Below are 16,221 nucleotides of genomic sequence, written 5' to 3'. Positions count from 1 at the left end.
ATGAGCCATTAGCTCAGTTGGTAGAGCATCTGACTTTTAATCAGAGGGTCGAAGGTTCGAATCCTTCATGGCTCACCATTTTATTTTTCGTGGCCCGTTGGTCAAGTGGTTAAGACACCGCCCTTTCACGGCGGTAACACGGGTTCGAATCCCGTACGGGTCATGTTTTTTTTATGCTTATTTTTGGTCCCGTGGTGTAGTGGTTAACATGCCTGCCTGTCACGCAGGAGATCGCCGGTTCGACCCCGGTCGGGACCGCCACTTTTGTTTATACCACCATTAGTGGTTTTATATATAGTTTTGGCTCGGTAGCTCAGTCGGTAGAGCAGAGGACTGAAAATCCTCGTGTCGGCGGTTCGATTCCGTCCCGAGCCACTCTCAGGATATTAAGTGGGCCCACTTAATATCCTTTTTATTTATGTAATTTTACAAAACTGAGTAGTTATTTTAAAATAGAACGAGGAGCCTCTAGCAGTTGAAGCTAGAGGTTTTTCTATAGATCGTATAGGATTCCGTGTAAAAGTGGATCATACATGAGTCTATGAGAATAGAGGAGAAAATACTTAAACAAAGGATGCGGTCATATAGGACATACTATGTAAACATCAATATGTTTAGGGATTATTGACCATATTTTTATAAGGAGGAAATAGACGATGATGGGAAAGAAAATTTTAGTAGTTGATGATGAAAAGCCGATTGCAGATATTTTGAAGTTTAACCTAGAAAAAGAAGGTTTTGAAATAGTAATGGCGCATGATGGTGATGAAGCAATTGAAAAAGCTAATGAAGAACAACCAGATATGGTTTTATTAGATATTATGCTACCAGGTAAAGATGGCTTAGAGGTTTGTCGTGAAATACGTAAAAGTTCAGAAATGCCGATTATTATGCTTACAGCAAAGGACTCTGAGATTGATAAAGTATTAGGGCTTGAGCTTGGGGCAGATGATTATGTAACGAAGCCATTTAGCACGAGAGAATTACTTGCTCGTGTGAAGGCGAATTTACGCCGTCACCAACAAGGTGGTGCTGCAGAAAAAGAAGAAAATACAGAAATGGTTATTGGACCAATTGTTATTAATCCAAATGCATATAGTGTAACGAAGCGCGAGGAAAATATCGAGCTTACACATCGTGAATTTGAGTTGCTACATTATTTAGCGAAACACTTAGGACAAGTTATGACACGCGAACATTTATTACAAACAGTTTGGGGTTATGACTATTTTGGAGATGTGCGCACAGTAGACGTAACAGTACGTCGTTTGCGTGAAAAAATTGAAGATAATCCAAGCCATCCTACTTTAATTGTAACTAGACGTGGAGTAGGGTATTACTTGCGTGACCCAGAGCAGGAATAGTATATGAAGAAAGTTGGTTTTTTTCAATCTATTCATTTAAAATTTGTGCTTATATATATGCTATTAATATTAATAGCGATGCAAGTTATTGGGGTATATTTTGTAAGGGAATTAGAGAAGAGCCTAGTACAAGGTTTTAGGGATTCTTTAACGCAGCAAACAAACTTATTATCATATAACTTGAAACAAGAATTTAAAAAAAGTTATACAAAAGCAGAAACAGAGTCAACAGATGAAACGATTAAAACTTCTATTCGAAAGTTTGCCTCTGATCAAAAAAAAGTTATACAAGAGGTAAGTGTATTTGATTCGCATAGAAAGTTACTGGCTATTTCAGATGAATCAAAGCAGAATAAGGTGAATAGAACATCAACTGATATAGCTGTTCAGCGAGTGTTGGTGCAAAAAAAGCCAGAAGTGAAAATTGAGAAGGATGGTAGTACAGGCCATCGTGTTCAAGTTATGCTTACTCCGATTCTAGATGATAATGGCAAGGATGCGCTTGGTGTTATATACATCGTTGCATCTATGGAAGATGTATATAAACAAATGAAGGATATAAATCAAATTTTTGCTACGGGAACAGTAATTGCCTTATTAGTAACGGCCGTACTTGGGATTTTATTGGCTCAAACAATTACAAGACCAATTTCAGATATGCGGAGACAAGCAATCGAAATGGCAAAAGGAAATTATTCGAGAAAAGTAAAGGTGCATAGCCATGATGAAATTGGACAACTGGCATTATCCTTCAATAATTTATCAAAAAAATTACAACAAGCTCGTTCTTCTACAGAAAGTGAAAGGCGTAAACTATCATCTGTTTTATCTCATATGACAGATGGAGTAATTGCTACTGACCGAAAAGGGGATATTATTTTACTAAATGACCCTGCGGAAAAAATGTTAAATGTTTCTCGTGAAACAGCGCTCGATCAATCTGTTTTAGAGGTATTAGGGATACAGGAAGAATTTACGCTCGATCATTTATATGAAGAGCCAGATTCTGTTTTATTAGATTTTAGTACGAGAAATGAACCATATATTTTACGTGCTAGTTTCTCTGTTATTCAAAAAGAAACAGGGAAGGCAAATGGTTTAATTGCCGTATTATATGATGTAACAGAGCAGGAGCGTATAGAAAGGGAACGCCGTGAGTTTGTGGCGAATGTCTCTCATGAATTAAGGACGCCATTAACGACAATGCGCAGTTATTTAGAGGCACTTACAGATGGAGCATGGCAGGATCCGAATATTGCACCACAATTTTTAACGGTTACACAAGAAGAAACAGAAAGAATGATTAGACTTGTAAATGCGTTGTTACAGCTATCTAAACTTGATAGTACAGAGCACCGTTTAATGAAAGAATGGGTCGACTTTACTGATTTCTTTAATAATATTATTGATCGCTTTGAAATGTCTAAAGAACAAAATGTAAGTTTCAAACGATCTTTCTCTAAGAAGTCTAGGTTTATTGATATGGATACTGACAAAATTACTCAAGTGCTGTATAACATTATTTCTAACGCATTAAAGTATTCACCAGAAGGTGGAACAGTAACATATCGCTTACGTGATCGCGGTGATTTATTAGAAATTAGCGTAAGTGACCAAGGAATGGGTATTCCAAAAGAAAACGTTGATAAAATCTTTGAACGTTTTTATCGCGTAGATAAAGCTCGTTCAAGACAAATGGGTGGTACGGGACTTGGATTAGCAATTGCAAAAGAAATGATCGAGGCACATGGTGGCTCTATTTGGGCGAAGAGTGAAGAAGGAAAAGGGACAACTATTTATTTCACGTTACCAATGGCAGCAGATGAAGAGGACGATTGGGAATGAGTATGGAAAACTTTAAAACAATAGTTTTAATTAACCTAGTTGTAATTAGCCTGTTTCTTACTTTTAACCTATGGACGTATGTGCCAGATTCTACATCCATGCAAAACGCAAAATTTGTACAGGGCAATGAAGGAACGAATCAAACTAAAATTTCCGATGTTGTCCGTCCTACTTCTATCATCGTGCATAAAGATAAAAATCATTATGGGAGCAGAAGAGAGGCAGATATAGAATCAATCTATAAGCCTTTGGAAGTAGGGGAACTACATGAGTTTAGAGAGATATCAATCACTAAGGATGATTTCCTATCCTATGTGCATGGTGAAGGGAAAATTGAACTTGTTTTCCCTACTGATATCCCATTTGATGCAGTTAAATCTATGTTTAACATGAAAGAGAAAAGTACAGATAAGCCTAAACATTTTAATCGTATTCTCCTTGATCCTTCTAGGAGTAAGGATCAAGAAATTAAAATTAACTTTGTTTCTGATGGTGATAACTTTAAAATATATGAGGCAAAATTAAGTGGTGTGTATTTAAAAGATATTGTAAATGCTCAAAATCAATTTATAGTATCAGCAAAGCCCTATTTTGATTATCAAATCAATGATATGAAAAAGTTATTTTTACCAGATGGCACGACAGAGTTAAACAATATAACATATATTTCATCTAATTTAGCAGTTGATACGTTTAAGAATGCTCTGTTTAGTGATCCTCGTTATTTAAGTCCGATTACTGAGATATCGAAAGAAACATTTACAGATGGTATTAGATCCATGGAAATTGAAAACGATCGTCACATGCTAAAGTATAAAAACTCTTCTGTCTTAACTGAGAAAACGATAGATAATTTAATGCTGTTACAAAAAAGCTTTGAATTTGTAAGTGGTCACAGTGGAAGTTTGGATTCATATCGTTTGGACTATATGAATAAAGGAGAGACAGTATTTCGCTTACATGAAGATGGATATTCCGTATTCAATACAGATGGATTAGCTGAATTGAGACAAAAATGGGGATCAGAAGAAGTAATGGAATATGAAAGACCGTTGCTGTCTTTAAATACTAAAGGCATAGAACAGAAAGTTACTCTTCCGTCAGGGCATGTTGTAATAGCATCCCTAGAAAATAATCCAGAGATAAAGAAACAAGTAATTAAGGATATTGGTATTGGATACAAGTTATCACTAGATGGGCAAGTAGTTCGACTACAACCAATTTGGTATGTAAAGCTTGTTGAAGGTGAAACGGGTAAACAGCAAATCTATGAGTGGAGTGAGGGAGGACTAAATGGATTGGGATCGAATTAAAACCATATTTATTGTGACCTTTTTTGTTTTGGACCTCTTTCTCATTTTTCAATTCATTCAAAAGCAAGATAGTAATCAATTGGAGCTTATTGCAGAAACAAAGATAGATCAAGAATTAAAAGCAAATAAAATTACTATAGGGAATATCCCTAAGGAACCGAAGAAAGAGTCATTTATTAGAGCGGAAAATAAAGCCTTTAAAGAAGATGATATACAGTCTTTGAAAAATCAAACGGCGCATATACAAAATATGTACACGATAGAAAGTAAGCTAAAAGAGCCTTTTTTAAATACGAAATCATTATCAAAAGATAAGTATAATGAATTTTTGAAGAACTATGTATTGGATGGACAAAAGTATGAATTTGGAGCGGTGAAAGACTCTAAAATTTATTTCTTCCAAAAATATAAAGATAAGCCTATTTTCTATAATAATCAGGCGATGATTGTTGTGGAATTAAATGAAAAAAATGAACTTGTTTCATATACGCAGACAATGCTAACTGATTTAAAAGAAATGGGCGAAGGTGAAAAAACGAAAGAGCAAGAAATTATTACGGCTCAAACAGCTTTAGAAAATTTGTATTTAAAAAATAAAATTCATGGAAATACACATGTTAAAGAAGCGCAAATTGGTTATGCCACTCTTACCGCATCTACTTCTAATAACCAAGTACTTGCTCCAACATGGAATTTAAAAACGGAGCAAAAGCAGGACTTCTTTGTGAATGCAATTGAAGGACAAGTTATGGAATTAGGGGAAAAGGAAAATCAAGTGGTTGATGAACATACTGGAGTGAGAAATAATGGGGTTGCATTTTAGCGTACTTGCAAGTGGAAGTACAGGAAATATGCTATACGTAGGAACCGATGAAAAAAAATTACTAGTCGATGCAGGTTTAAGTGGTAAAGCGACAGAGGCTTTATTTAAACAAGCAGAACTGAATATAAATGATGTATCAGGTATTCTTGTAACACATGAGCATAGTGATCATATTAAAGGGTTAGGTGTATTGGCGCGAAAATATGATTTACCCGTTTATGCGAATGAGAAAACATGGAATGCAATGGAACATTTAATAGGAAATATCCCAACTGAGCAAAAATTCATTTTCTCAGTTGGGGATGTGAAAACATTTGGTGATATTGAAGTCGAATCATTTGGAGTTTCTCATGATGCGGCAGAACCGATGTTTTATGCTTTCCATAACAATAATAGGAAATTAGCGCTTATTACAGATACGGGATACGTAAGCGACCGTATGAAGGGCGTTATTAAGGGAGCTAATGCTTTCGTGTTTGAAAGTAATCATGATGTGGAAATGCTTCGTATGGGACGTTACCCATGGAGCATTAAACGACGTATTTTAAGCGACGTTGGGCATGTTTGTAATGAGGATGCTGCATTAGCGATGGCAGATGTAATTACAGATGAGACAAAGCATATTTATTTAGCCCATTTAAGCTTAGATAATAACATGAAAGAACTAGCGCGTATGTCAGTATCACAAGTACTAGAGGAAAAAGGATTTGGAGTGGGTGAATCCTTTGAAATTCACGATACAGATCCAAAAATGCCTACAAAAATTCAATACGTATAATTCTTCATTTTAGTAAACAATAAAGGTGAATATAGTTGTTTTCAGGAAGATGGGTGAACAAATATGTCCTTTATTGATGAAGAAAATTATCGTATGAAACGTGCAGGAAAAAAGAAGCATAAAGGTATAGTTCTTTCTAGTATAGCGGGAACAATTGTAGGAGCTTCTTTATTTGCGTTTGGAGCTCCTTTATTTTCAAATTCTGCTGATACGCTTCCGCAAGCTGAAGCAAGCGGAAGTAATATGGCCGAAGCTCAAGGAATTAAACAGATTAGCTTTGTAGATGCTGTTGATCGTGCATCTGAAGCTGTTGTGGGTGTTATTAACATTCAACGAGATAACTTTTCAGAGGCAGATTCAGAGGCTGGTACAGGATCAGGAGTAATTTATAAAAAGACAGATGGTCAAGCTTATATTGTAACGAATAATCATGTTGTAGCTGGAGCGAATCGTATTGAAGTAAGTCTAAGTGACGGTAAGAAGGTTCCTGGAAAAGTATTAGGAACCGATGTAGTCACAGATTTAGCTGTATTAGAAATAGATGCAAAGCATGTGAAAAAAATAATTGAAATTGGCGATTCTAATACTGTTCGTAGAGGAGAGCCAGTTATTGCGATTGGAAATCCACTTGGACTGCAATTCTCTGGAACTGTTACGCAAGGTATTATTTCAGCTAATGAACGTATTGTCCCTGTAGATTTAGATCAAGATGGACATTATGATTGGCAAGTAGAAGTGTTACAAACAGATGCGGCGATTAACCCAGGGAATAGTGGCGGTGCGCTTGTAAATGCAGCAGGACAATTAATTGGTATTAATTCAATGAAAATTGCTGCAAAAGAAGTAGAAGGAATCGGACTTGCTATTCCGGTGACTAGGGCTGTTCCGATTATGAATGAACTTGAGAAGTATGGAAAAGTAAGAAGACCGTATGTTGGGATTGAACTTAGGTCATTAAATGAAATTCCAAACTATTATTGGTCAAAAACATTACATTTACCAGGTACTGTAACAGAAGGAGTTTGTATTTTGGATGTGAAAAGTCCTTCGCCAGGCGCGGATGCTGGTTTAAGAGAACATGATGTTATTGTGGCAGTAGATGGAAAACCGATTCGCGATATTATTGGATTCCGCACAGCCTTATATGATAAGGAAATTAATGATAAAATGACTCTTACGTTTTATCGTGGTACAAAAAGAGTAACAACAACAGTGAAATTAGGCATTCAAAAGTATTAAAAACAGGAGGGCCTACCTCCTGTTTTCTATTGTAGAAAAGTGAGGTGAAGAAAATGAATTTACCTTGTTGTTTAGAACATGTTGAATTAGCGTTAGATATTATTGTGGATGAGTGTGAAGTTGCGCCGGTTATCAACAGTGTGGATAACTCAGAAAAAGAGAAAAAAACATGTGAATTTTGTCAAAATGAGGCGACATATGTTGTATCGAACACAGATTCTCACACAATATGTGGGTAGTGTTTGTGGATATGTGGATAAGTTTTGTGGATAACATGTTTGTAAGGTGGAGGATACGTGTGAATATCTCGATTATTTCAATTGGGAAATTAAAAGAAAAATATTTGAAACAAGGTATAGCAGAATACTTAAAACGATTATCAGCATACGCAAAAGTAGAAGTAATTGAATTGCCAGATGAAAAGGCGCCAGAAAATTTAAGTGAAGCAGAAATGTTAATTGTAAAGGAAAAAGAAGGTATACGTATACTGGATAAAATTTCTGATGACACGCATGTGATTGCATTAGCTATAGAAGGAAAGCAAAAGTCATCAGAAGAATTTGCGGTAAGTCTAGATCGCCTTGCTACATACGGAAAGAGTAAAGTCGCATTTGTAATTGGTGGATCACTCGGACTAAGTTCAGAAGTGATGAAGCGTTCAAACGAATCACTTTCTTTTTCAAAGATGACGTTACCACACCAATTAATGCGATTAGTGTTGCTTGAGCAAGTGTATAGAGCGTTTCGGATTAATCGCGGTGAACCTTACCATAAGTAAGGTATTCTATGTAAAACAAAGGTAAGACGCTGATATTATCATATTTATTTTATTATGCCTATAACTGGAGGCTATGTGAATGGTAAGTGATCAGACGAGATATTCTAGGCTCGCGAATATAACAAAAATAATAAATACAAAATTAGAACTACGTGAAGTATTACAGCGTGTGACAATGGCGATATCAGAGGAGATTGTTAGGTGCGATGCTGTTGGAATTTATTTACCCCAGGAAGATGGAACATTTAGAGGATTTGCAGGAAAACCAGAGACCATAAATGGCGTAACGCTCGATACTCAGGTAATTGATCCTGAAGTAGATTTACTGGCAAAAGAAGTTATTGAAACGAAAAAAACCATCTATATTCCTGATACCTCAAAGGATCATCGACCAGATCCGAGACCAGTTGATGCGTTTAAAATTAAGTCCTTATTAGCTCTGCCTATCTCATTTAGGCAAGAGTTATTTGGTCTGGTTTTTTTATTTGATTATGGGATTCCGATGAACTTAACAGATTCAGAAATTCAAAGTGTTGAAGCTTATGTAAATATGGCCGCGGTCGCAATTCAAAACGCAAATAATTTAACACAAAAGGAAAACCTTATTGTTGAGAAGCAGCTGTTACTAAATGTTACCCGTGATTTATCAATGTGTTCCTCGATACAGGAGAGTTTTGATAAATGCTTTTTTTACTTAGAACAGATTTTAGAGAGTAAAAATATGACTGCCCATCTTCTAGATCCGCTAGACAAAACAACGATTAAAACAACGAAATTAAGTAAGGGCTGTGATTGGACAGAAGCTGATTGGACAGAGAAAAGCTATGAAGCCAAGATCCAAGAAGTTATTCAAACAAAAAATATAGATAGTAAGGATTTATTGATGATTCCATTGATTTCAATGGGAGAAGTATTGGGGGTAATCGTCGTTGGGAAAGAAGGAAAAGCTCACAATTACGATAATTCTCAAATTCAACTAGCAAAATCTATCGTTGATGCCACAGCCCCTACGTTTTCAAATTTGTTATATATGGATCAACTAGAAAGCATAGTGGAAGAGCGAACGGGAGAGCTAGCTGCTGCTAATGAAAAAGTTACAAGTGTGATTGAATGTATTACGGATGGATTCTTTACTTTAAATAATAAATGGGAATTTACGTACGTAAATAAGCACCAATATTTTCCGCAAAGAAAAACAGCAAAAGATGTATTAGGAAAGAATATATGGGATGTTTTCCCGAGTGATATCGACACAGTTATGTATAAGGAATTTCATCGTGCGATGTCAGAACGAACTACAGTTCATTTCGAATTTCTTTCTACTGCAGATGAATATTGGCACGAAGTTATTGCATACCCGTATGATGATGGTATTTGTTGTATTTTTAAAAACATAACGGAAAAAAAGAAATATGAACAGGAATTGAAAAGATTATCTAACATTGATTTAATAGGGCAAATGGCAGCAGGTATCAGCCATGAAATTAGAAATCCAATGACAACGGTACTAGGATTTTTGCAGTTATTAAAAGAAGAGAATACCTATGAGAAACATAATAAGTACTTTCATTTAATGATTGAAGAACTTAACCGTGCCAATTCTATTATTACTGAATTTCTCTCAATGGGTAATACAAGGAAATTGGATTTGCAGATGTTAGATTTAAATTCACTTATCCGCGATATTATTCCTTTAATAAAGATTGATACGTATAATCAAAATAAATATATTCAATTCGATACAAATGACATTCCGAAATTACTTTTAAATCGTAATGAGATACGGCAATTATTAATGAATCTATATCGTAATGGCTTAGAAGCGATGAGTACAGGGAAAGTTCTAACCATTAGCACCTACAAGGAAGGTCAAAATTGTGTGGTGCTTGCAGTGCAGGATCAAGGAAAAGGTATCAGGCCTGAAGTATTAGAGAAACTGGGTACGCCATTTTACACGACCAAACATAATGGAACTGGATTGGGGTTAGGTGTATGTTATGCCATTGCTGCCCGCCATAATGCAAAAATAGAAATTCAAACAGGATCGGAAGGCACTACCTTTTTTGTTAAATTTAATTATGAAAATAATAAAAAATAAGCTTATTTAGAATAGTTATGATGAACTGTATCATAAATAAATTTATTCTTTGCATATAAAAAGGATAAAAAGACCATTGGACAAAAATTACCGATGGTCTTTTAAATATTATTAGATGGTATGTACATTTCCTAAAATAAGTATGTTTCTATTTCCATAAAAATATGCTGTAATATGAAGAGGAAAAAGTATAAGTAGTTAGAGAAGTGAGGAATTAAAGGTGAAGAAGTTTAAGAAGTTTTACTTGGAGATTACGAGTGTGTGTAATCTTGCGTGTAGCTTTTGTCCGCCGACGGAAAGGCAGAAGCAATTCATTTCTGTAGAGGATTTTGCTAAAAGATTAGACCAAATTAAACCTCACACAGACTACATTTATTTGCACGTGAAGGGTGAGCCGTTGCTCCATCCGAAAATAGATCAACTATTAGACTTAAGTCATGAAAAAGGGTTTAAAGTTAATATTACAACGAACGGAACGTTAATTAATAAGAGAAGGCATAGGCTGTTAAATAAGCCCGCGTTAAGACAAATGAATTTTTCACTGCATAGTTTTGATGGACACCCAGGTTCGCAAGATAAAGAGGGCTATGTAAGGAGTATACTTTCCTTCATTAGGGAAGCGACAAGTCAATCAGATTTAATTGTATCGTTAAGGTTATGGAATTTAACTCAGGATAATAAAACAAATGCTGAAATTCAGAAAAATAGGGAGTTATTATCCATAATTGAAAATGAATTTGATCTATCTTATCAGATTGAAGAGAAGCTTACACCAGGAAAAGGTATAAAAATTGCAGAACGTGTCTTTATTAATCAAGACTATGAATTCCAGTGGCCAGCATTACATGAAGAAGAGGATGATGGGAAAGGATTCTGTCATGGACTTCGTAATCAAGCAGGGATTTTAGCGAATGGGACGGTTATTCCTTGTTGTTTAGATGGTGAAGGGATTATTAACCTTGGAAATATTAATAATGATTCATTTTCTAACATTATAGAAGGTGAAAGAGCAACAAACATTGTCGATGGATTTTCCAAAAGAGTTGCGGTTGAAGAGCTTTGTAGGAAATGTGGATATCGTAAAAGGTTTGGGAAGTAAATATGAAATAAGCCCTCATAAAGCGAGGGCTTATTTTTTATTCTTGATAAGAATGCTCTAATTCATCAATTAATGAACCAACGTAAGAAACAGCTTGACGGATTGCATCTGGTTTTGACATATCTACTCCGGCATGTTTCATTAGTTCAAGTGGTTTCATCGTACCACCAGCGCGAAGCACATCTAACCAGCGATCAATAGCAGGTTGTCCTTCATCTTTAATCATTTGAGCTACTGCAGTTGATGCAGTGAGGCCTGCGGAATATGTGTAGGAATATAGACCCATATAATAATGAGGCTGACGCATCCAAGTTAAGCCCGCACCTTCATCGATTTCTACAGAATCTCCCCAGAATGTCGAAAGGACATTTGTTTTAATTTCAGTTAAAGTTGTAGCTGTAAGGGCCTGTCCTTCTTCTGCTAGAGCATATACTCTACGTTGGTATTCACCCTCAAGTAAATGAGTAACAAAGTTGTGATAATATGTGCCGAGTAGTTGTAGAATGACCCATCTGCGCATCCTCTTATTGTCAGTAGTCGCTAGTAAATGCTGAGCTAATAGTAATTCATTCATAGTTGATGGTGCTTCAACAAAGTACATAGATGGGCGTACGTTCATGATACGTTGGTTTTTATTTGCTAAATAGAAATGACCAGCATGTCCAAATTCATGAGCTAATGTGAAGCATCCACGCATCGTATTTTGCCATGTAATTAAAATATAGGGATGAGAGCCGTATGGACTTGAGCAAAACGCCCCTGTGGATTTGCCTACGTTATCTGCAAGATCTACCCATCTTTCTTTGAATCCTTTTTGGATTATGGAACTATATTCATCGCCTAATACTTTTAAAGAATCTTGAATGAGCGTGGCTGCTTCTTCATAAGTAATCGTCGGATTAAATTCGGGATCTAAAGGTGCATGTAAGTCGCAGAAAAGCATTTGATCGAGTCCTAATACTTTCTTTTTTAAATCTGCAAAACGGCGCATATGAGGTGCTAATTCTTTATAAATAATATCAAGTTGGTTGTTATACATTTCAAGTGGAACCTTTTGTGGTTCTAATAGCATATGGGTAACGGATTCATATTTACGTAAACGAGAAAGTGTTACTTGTTTTTTTACTTCGGTAGCATATGTTGTCGCAACTGTATTTTTATATCGTTTTAGTGCGGAAACAAATGATGAATATGCTTTTCGACGTATATATGTGCTTGGAGAAAATTCATATTTGCTTTCAAATAATGAGAATGAAACAGGGAGTTCGTTTCCTTGTTCGTCTTGTATAGAAGTGAAATCCATATCTGCCAATTTAGTCATGCCGTAAATTTTGTATGGAGAACTATGAACTTCGCCAAGTGCAGCAAGTGCTTCTTCTGTTTCAGGAGAGAGTGTGTGCTGCCTTTTTTTGAGTATTTCTAGTAACGACTTACGGAAAGGTTCGAGTTTTGTTTCTTCAGTTAAATATTTTTCAATTGTTTCTTCGTCGAATGAGAGGATTTCATTATGAATAAAGGATAGTGCAGTATGTACTTTCGTCCATAAAGCAGAAATTTTGGAAGAGTTCGCTTGAATAACTGGATTTGTACGATCAGTAGATTCTTTTAAATTTGCATATGAGTACAGTTTTGTTAACTTCATTAAAAGCTCTTCTTCTAAAAGTAGGCAATTTAATAAAGTTGTGGAGTTAGTATGTAAACGTCCTTTAAATGCATCAAGTTTCTGTATATCATTTTCTAATACGTTTAATGCGGTATGCCACTCATCATTGGACTTATACAAATCAGACAAATCCCATTTTAGTTCGTTAGGTACTTCCGCACGAACAAGACGATTCTCAATTATAGTTTTCATGTCTTATATCCTCCTTATTAAAAGCATCTAAAAATATGATACTAGAAAATTCAGTAAAATAAAAATATTTAACATTTTTATATATGAAAAAGAAGGAGAAGCAATTCTATGCTTCTCCTTCTTTTTAAATTTAAGAATTAATATACTTTGTCACCATTAAAAATCGAGTTTTTCACGACAACATAATCTACAGTACGAATAGCATCTAGTTTTGTTCCACCAGCGTAAGAGATAGAAGATTGAAGATCTTGTTCCATTTCGATTAACGTATCTTCTAAAGAACCTTTATGCTCAACGAACATTTTCTTACCTTCAACGTTTTTCTTCTCACCCTTTTGGAATTCAGAAGCAGAACCGAAGTATTCTTTATAAAGTTTGCCATCTCTTTCAATTGTTTCCCCTGGAGACTCTTCGTGACCAGCGAATAGAGAACCGATCATGACCATAGTTGCCCCAAATCGAATAGATTTAGCTACGTCGCCGTGTGTACGAATACCACCATCAGCGATAATTGGCTTACTTGCAGCTTTTGCACACCAGCGAAGTGCAGCTAGCTGCCAACCACCAGTTCCAAAGCCTGTTTTAATTTTAGTAATACAAACTTTACCAGGTCCAATACCAACTTTTGTTGCATCGGCACCAGCATTTTCTAATTCTCTTACCGCTTCGGGAGTTCCAACGTTTCCAGCGATAACGAAGCTCTCTGGTAAATGTTTTTTAATATGTTGAATCATATTAATCACAGCATTAGAATGACCGTGTGCGATATCAATCGTGATATATTCAGGTGTAAGTTGCTCAGCAGCTAATTGTTGTACGAATTCATATTCGTCCTCTTTTACACCAACGCTGATAGAAGCAATTAATCCACGTGATTGCATATCTCTAATGAATGAGATTCGTTTCTCTGGTTGGAAACGATGCATGATATAGAAGTAATTGTTTTCAGCTAAATAAGTTGCGATTCTTTCATCAATAATCGTTTGCATATTTGCAGGCACGACAGGTAATTTAAATTTATGTTTTCCTAAAGTGACAGTTGTATCACATTCAGAGCGGCTATTTACAATACATTTTGCAGGAATTAATTGAATATCTTCATAGTCGAATACGTTTTCCATCATTTACACCCCTAAAATACGAATATTTTATTTTTATTAATCAAAAATGTTCGTCCATAGGATAATTTACATTATTTTTATTAAGAAGTCAAAGGATTTCTTAACATTTTTTGAAAAAGTAGATTTTATATCTAAAAAAAAGCGTTAAAAACGAATTTAAAACGTTTTTTCAATTGTATTGTTCGTTTATGGAAAAGGTTGAAAAATTGAGATAATTATACAAGGTTGTATGTATTCTTTTTATTTTTTGGAGTGGGATGGAGGATACTATGAAAGGGTCAATGTTATCAATTATTTGAACAATATATGAAATGATAAGGTTTATTTCTATATAAAAAGATGAATCTGGCATGATCCACCTTTTTATGTGAGGTTTCAAGTATAATAAGTAGGGTGATAGTAACGTATACAAAAAATAAAAAAGAAAATAATACAGAATAAAATGAGGTTAATATATGAGTAAAAAAAGTTTTTCTGATTATAAATTAAGTAAGGAAATTGTAAGGGCACTTACTGGGTTAGGATATGATCATGCAACAGAAGTACAAGGTGAGGTTATTCCAGTCGCATTACAAAAGAAGGATCTTGTTGTGAAGTCCCAGACTGGAAGTGGAAAAACAGCTTCATTTGGTATTCCGCTGTGTGAAATGGTGGAGTGGGAAGAGAATAAACCACAAGCATTAGTTTTAACACCAACGAGAGAGCTTGCGGTACAGGTAAAAGAAGATATTACAAATATAGGTCGATTCAAAAGGATTAAGGCTGCGGCAGTTTATGGGAAATCTCCATTTGCACGTCAAAAATTAGAATTAAAGCAAAAGACACATATTGTAGTGGGGACTCCTGGTCGTGTGTTGGATCATATTGAAAAGGGTACCCTTTCTTTAGAGTGTTTGAAGTATTTAGTTATTGATGAAGCAGATGAGATGCTAAATATGGGCTTTATCGATCAAGTAGAGGCAATTATTGATGAATTACCTATAAAAAGAATGACAATGCTATTTTCAGCAACACTTCCAGAAGATGTTGAAAAATTGTCTCGTACATATATGAATTCACCAACTCATATCGAAATTAAAGCAGCTGGGATTACAACGGATAAAATTGAACATACTCTTTTTGAGGTAATAGAAGACGAGAAGCTTTCACTACTTAAAGATGTAACAACGATTGAGAATCCAGATAGTTGTATTATTTTCTGCCGTACACAAGAAAACGTAGATCATGTATATAGACAGCTAAAACGAGTTAATTATCCTTGTGACAAAATACACGGTGGTATGGTACAGGAAGATCGTTTTGAAGTTATGGATGATTTTAGAAAAGGAAAGTTCCGTTATTTAGTAGCAACTGATGTAGCTGCGAGAGGAATTGATATTGATAATATTACACATGTTATTAATTACGATATTCCATTAGAAAAAGAAAGCTATGTACATCGTACGGGAAGAACGGGACGAGCTGGTAATAGTGGAAAAGCTATTACATTTATAACGCCTTATGAAAATAGATTTTTAAAAGAGATTGAGGAATATATCGGATTTGTAATTCCAAAGGAACTGGCACCTTCAAAAGAAGAAGTTATAAAAGGGAAAGCAGTATTTGAAGAAAAGATATATGCTAAACCAATTATAAAGAAAGATAAAAATGCAGACCTAAACAAAGGAATTATGAAATTGTACTTTAATGGCGGAAAGAAAAAGAAAATTAGGGCGGTAGATTTCGTTGGAACAATTGCTAAAATTCAAGGTGTTTCTGCTGATGATATAGGTATTATTACAATACAAGACAATGTTTCTTATGTTGAAATATTAAATGGAAAAGGGCCACTGGTTTTAAAGGTTATGAGAAATACAACGATAAAAGGTAAACAATTAAAAGTTCATGAGGCAATTAAATAAATGAAAA

At 35.2% G+C, this 16,221-nt stretch carries 13 protein-coding genes and 4 tRNA genes; 15 read left to right on the top strand and 2 right to left on the bottom strand.

Features of this window, described 5'->3' with window-relative positions; translation table 11 throughout:
• Positions 1–2 precede the first annotated feature (2 nt).
• The 14 genes from AC1Q8M_RS23660 (at position 3) to AC1Q8M_RS23595 (ending at position 11,337) form a co-directional block, all read left to right on the top strand.
• Positions 3–78 (top strand) — tRNA-Lys (locus AC1Q8M_RS23660).
• Between the two features lie 13 nt (positions 79–91).
• Positions 92–163, top strand: a tRNA-Glu gene (locus tag AC1Q8M_RS23655).
• Positions 164–185: 22 nt separating this feature from the next.
• Positions 186–261: transfer RNA gene (locus tag AC1Q8M_RS23650), tRNA-Asp, on the top strand.
• 41 nt (positions 262–302) lie between these two features.
• Positions 303–375, top strand: a tRNA-Phe gene (locus AC1Q8M_RS23645).
• Positions 376–656: 281 nt separating this feature from the next.
• A complete protein-coding gene (walR, locus tag AC1Q8M_RS23640) occupies positions 657–1,364 on the top strand; it encodes a cell wall metabolism DNA-binding response regulator WalR (RefSeq protein ID WP_000971865.1) in 708 nt (235 codons plus the stop codon).
• 3 nt (positions 1,365–1,367) lie between these two features.
• Positions 1,368–3,209 carry a cell wall metabolism sensor histidine kinase WalK gene (walK, locus tag AC1Q8M_RS23635; RefSeq protein ID WP_000755367.1) on the top strand — a complete coding sequence of 614 codons (1,842 nt, stop codon included), beginning with the start codon at positions 1,368–1,370 and terminating at the stop codon, positions 3,207–3,209.
• The gene (locus tag AC1Q8M_RS23630; protein WP_000061568.1) at positions 3,206–4,522 is read left to right on the top strand and encodes a YycH family regulatory protein; all 1,317 of its coding nucleotides are present in this window, start codon (positions 3,206–3,208) and stop codon (positions 4,520–4,522) included. Before walK ends, AC1Q8M_RS23630 begins: the two co-directional genes overlap by 4 nt.
• A complete protein-coding gene (locus tag AC1Q8M_RS23625) occupies positions 4,503–5,345 on the top strand; it encodes a two-component system regulatory protein YycI (RefSeq protein ID WP_000383720.1) in 843 nt (280 codons plus the stop codon). Before AC1Q8M_RS23630 ends, AC1Q8M_RS23625 begins: the two co-directional genes overlap by 20 nt.
• Positions 5,329–6,123, top strand: coding sequence for an MBL fold metallo-hydrolase (locus tag AC1Q8M_RS23620; RefSeq protein WP_000522837.1), 795 nt, complete (start codon positions 5,329–5,331; stop codon positions 6,121–6,123). Before AC1Q8M_RS23625 ends, AC1Q8M_RS23620 begins: the two co-directional genes overlap by 17 nt.
• Positions 6,124–6,186: 63 nt before the next feature.
• Positions 6,187–7,362: a S1C family serine protease gene (locus tag AC1Q8M_RS23615; protein ID WP_000008031.1), complete on the top strand. Its 1,176-nt coding sequence runs from the start codon at positions 6,187–6,189 to the stop codon at positions 7,360–7,362.
• 53 nt (positions 7,363–7,415) lie between these two features.
• Complete coding sequence (locus AC1Q8M_RS23610) at positions 7,416–7,601, top strand: CxxH/CxxC protein (protein WP_001052833.1); 186 nt, start codon at positions 7,416–7,418, stop codon at positions 7,599–7,601.
• 59 nt (positions 7,602–7,660) lie between these two features.
• Positions 7,661–8,140: a 23S rRNA (pseudouridine(1915)-N(3))-methyltransferase RlmH gene (gene rlmH / locus AC1Q8M_RS23605; protein ID WP_001027003.1), complete on the top strand. Its 480-nt coding sequence runs from the start codon at positions 7,661–7,663 to the stop codon at positions 8,138–8,140.
• A 79-nt stretch (positions 8,141–8,219) separates the two neighbouring features.
• Positions 8,220–10,238 (top strand): GAF domain-containing sensor histidine kinase, encoded by a 2,019-nt coding sequence (locus tag AC1Q8M_RS23600; RefSeq protein ID WP_000253125.1) that lies wholly within the window; start codon positions 8,220–8,222, stop codon positions 10,236–10,238.
• A gap of 220 nt (positions 10,239–10,458) precedes the next feature.
• Positions 10,459–11,337, top strand: coding sequence for a radical SAM/SPASM domain-containing protein (locus tag AC1Q8M_RS23595; RefSeq protein WP_000713633.1), 879 nt, complete (start codon positions 10,459–10,461; stop codon positions 11,335–11,337).
• Positions 11,338–11,374: 37 nt separating this feature from the next.
• Here the strand turns inward: AC1Q8M_RS23595 and pepF are convergent, their stop codons facing one another.
• Positions 11,375–13,192, bottom strand: a complete 1,818-nt coding sequence (pepF, locus tag AC1Q8M_RS23590) for an oligoendopeptidase F (RefSeq protein WP_098361509.1) — start codon at positions 13,190–13,192, stop codon at positions 11,375–11,377.
• A 137-nt stretch (positions 13,193–13,329) separates the two neighbouring features.
• Positions 13,330–14,313, bottom strand: coding sequence for a GMP reductase (gene guaC / locus AC1Q8M_RS23585; RefSeq protein ID WP_000432447.1), 984 nt, complete (start codon positions 14,311–14,313; stop codon positions 13,330–13,332).
• A 455-nt stretch (positions 14,314–14,768) separates the two neighbouring features.
• On the opposite strand from guaC, the gene AC1Q8M_RS23580 reads away from it, so the two are divergent.
• Entirely contained in the window at positions 14,769–16,214 is a 1,446-nt protein-coding gene (locus AC1Q8M_RS23580) for a DEAD/DEAH box helicase (RefSeq protein ID WP_098361510.1), read from the top strand.
• The last annotated feature ends 7 nt before the right edge of the window (positions 16,215–16,221 follow it).

It is taken from the genome of Bacillus sp. GW823-FHT06A10 (assembly GCF_058795375.1).
This window is presented reverse-complemented; position numbering and strand designations above follow the sequence as displayed.

Coding starts and splice junctions, on each gene's coding strand:
- AC1Q8M_RS23620 (WP_000522837.1), top strand. CDS start 5,329: ATGGGGTTGCATTTTAGCGTACTTGCAAGTGGAAGTACAGGAAATATG.
- walK (WP_000755367.1), top strand. CDS start 1,368: ATGAAGAAAGTTGGTTTTTTTCAATCTATTCATTTAAAATTTGTGCTT.
- AC1Q8M_RS23615 (WP_000008031.1), top strand. CDS start 6,187: ATGTCCTTTATTGATGAAGAAAATTATCGTATGAAACGTGCAGGAAAA.
- walR (WP_000971865.1), top strand. CDS start 657: ATGATGGGAAAGAAAATTTTAGTAGTTGATGATGAAAAGCCGATTGCA.
- AC1Q8M_RS23630 (WP_000061568.1), top strand. CDS start 3,206: ATGAGTATGGAAAACTTTAAAACAATAGTTTTAATTAACCTAGTTGTA.
- pepF (WP_098361509.1), bottom strand. CDS start 13,192: ATGAAAACTATAATTGAGAATCGTCTTGTTCGTGCGGAAGTACCTAAC.
- AC1Q8M_RS23610 (WP_001052833.1), top strand. CDS start 7,416: ATGAATTTACCTTGTTGTTTAGAACATGTTGAATTAGCGTTAGATATT.
- AC1Q8M_RS23580 (WP_098361510.1), top strand. CDS start 14,769: ATGAGTAAAAAAAGTTTTTCTGATTATAAATTAAGTAAGGAAATTGTA.
- guaC (WP_000432447.1), bottom strand. CDS start 14,313: ATGGAAAACGTATTCGACTATGAAGATATTCAATTAATTCCTGCAAAA.
- AC1Q8M_RS23625 (WP_000383720.1), top strand. CDS start 4,503: ATGGATTGGGATCGAATTAAAACCATATTTATTGTGACCTTTTTTGTT.
- AC1Q8M_RS23600 (WP_000253125.1), top strand. CDS start 8,220: ATGGTAAGTGATCAGACGAGATATTCTAGGCTCGCGAATATAACAAAA.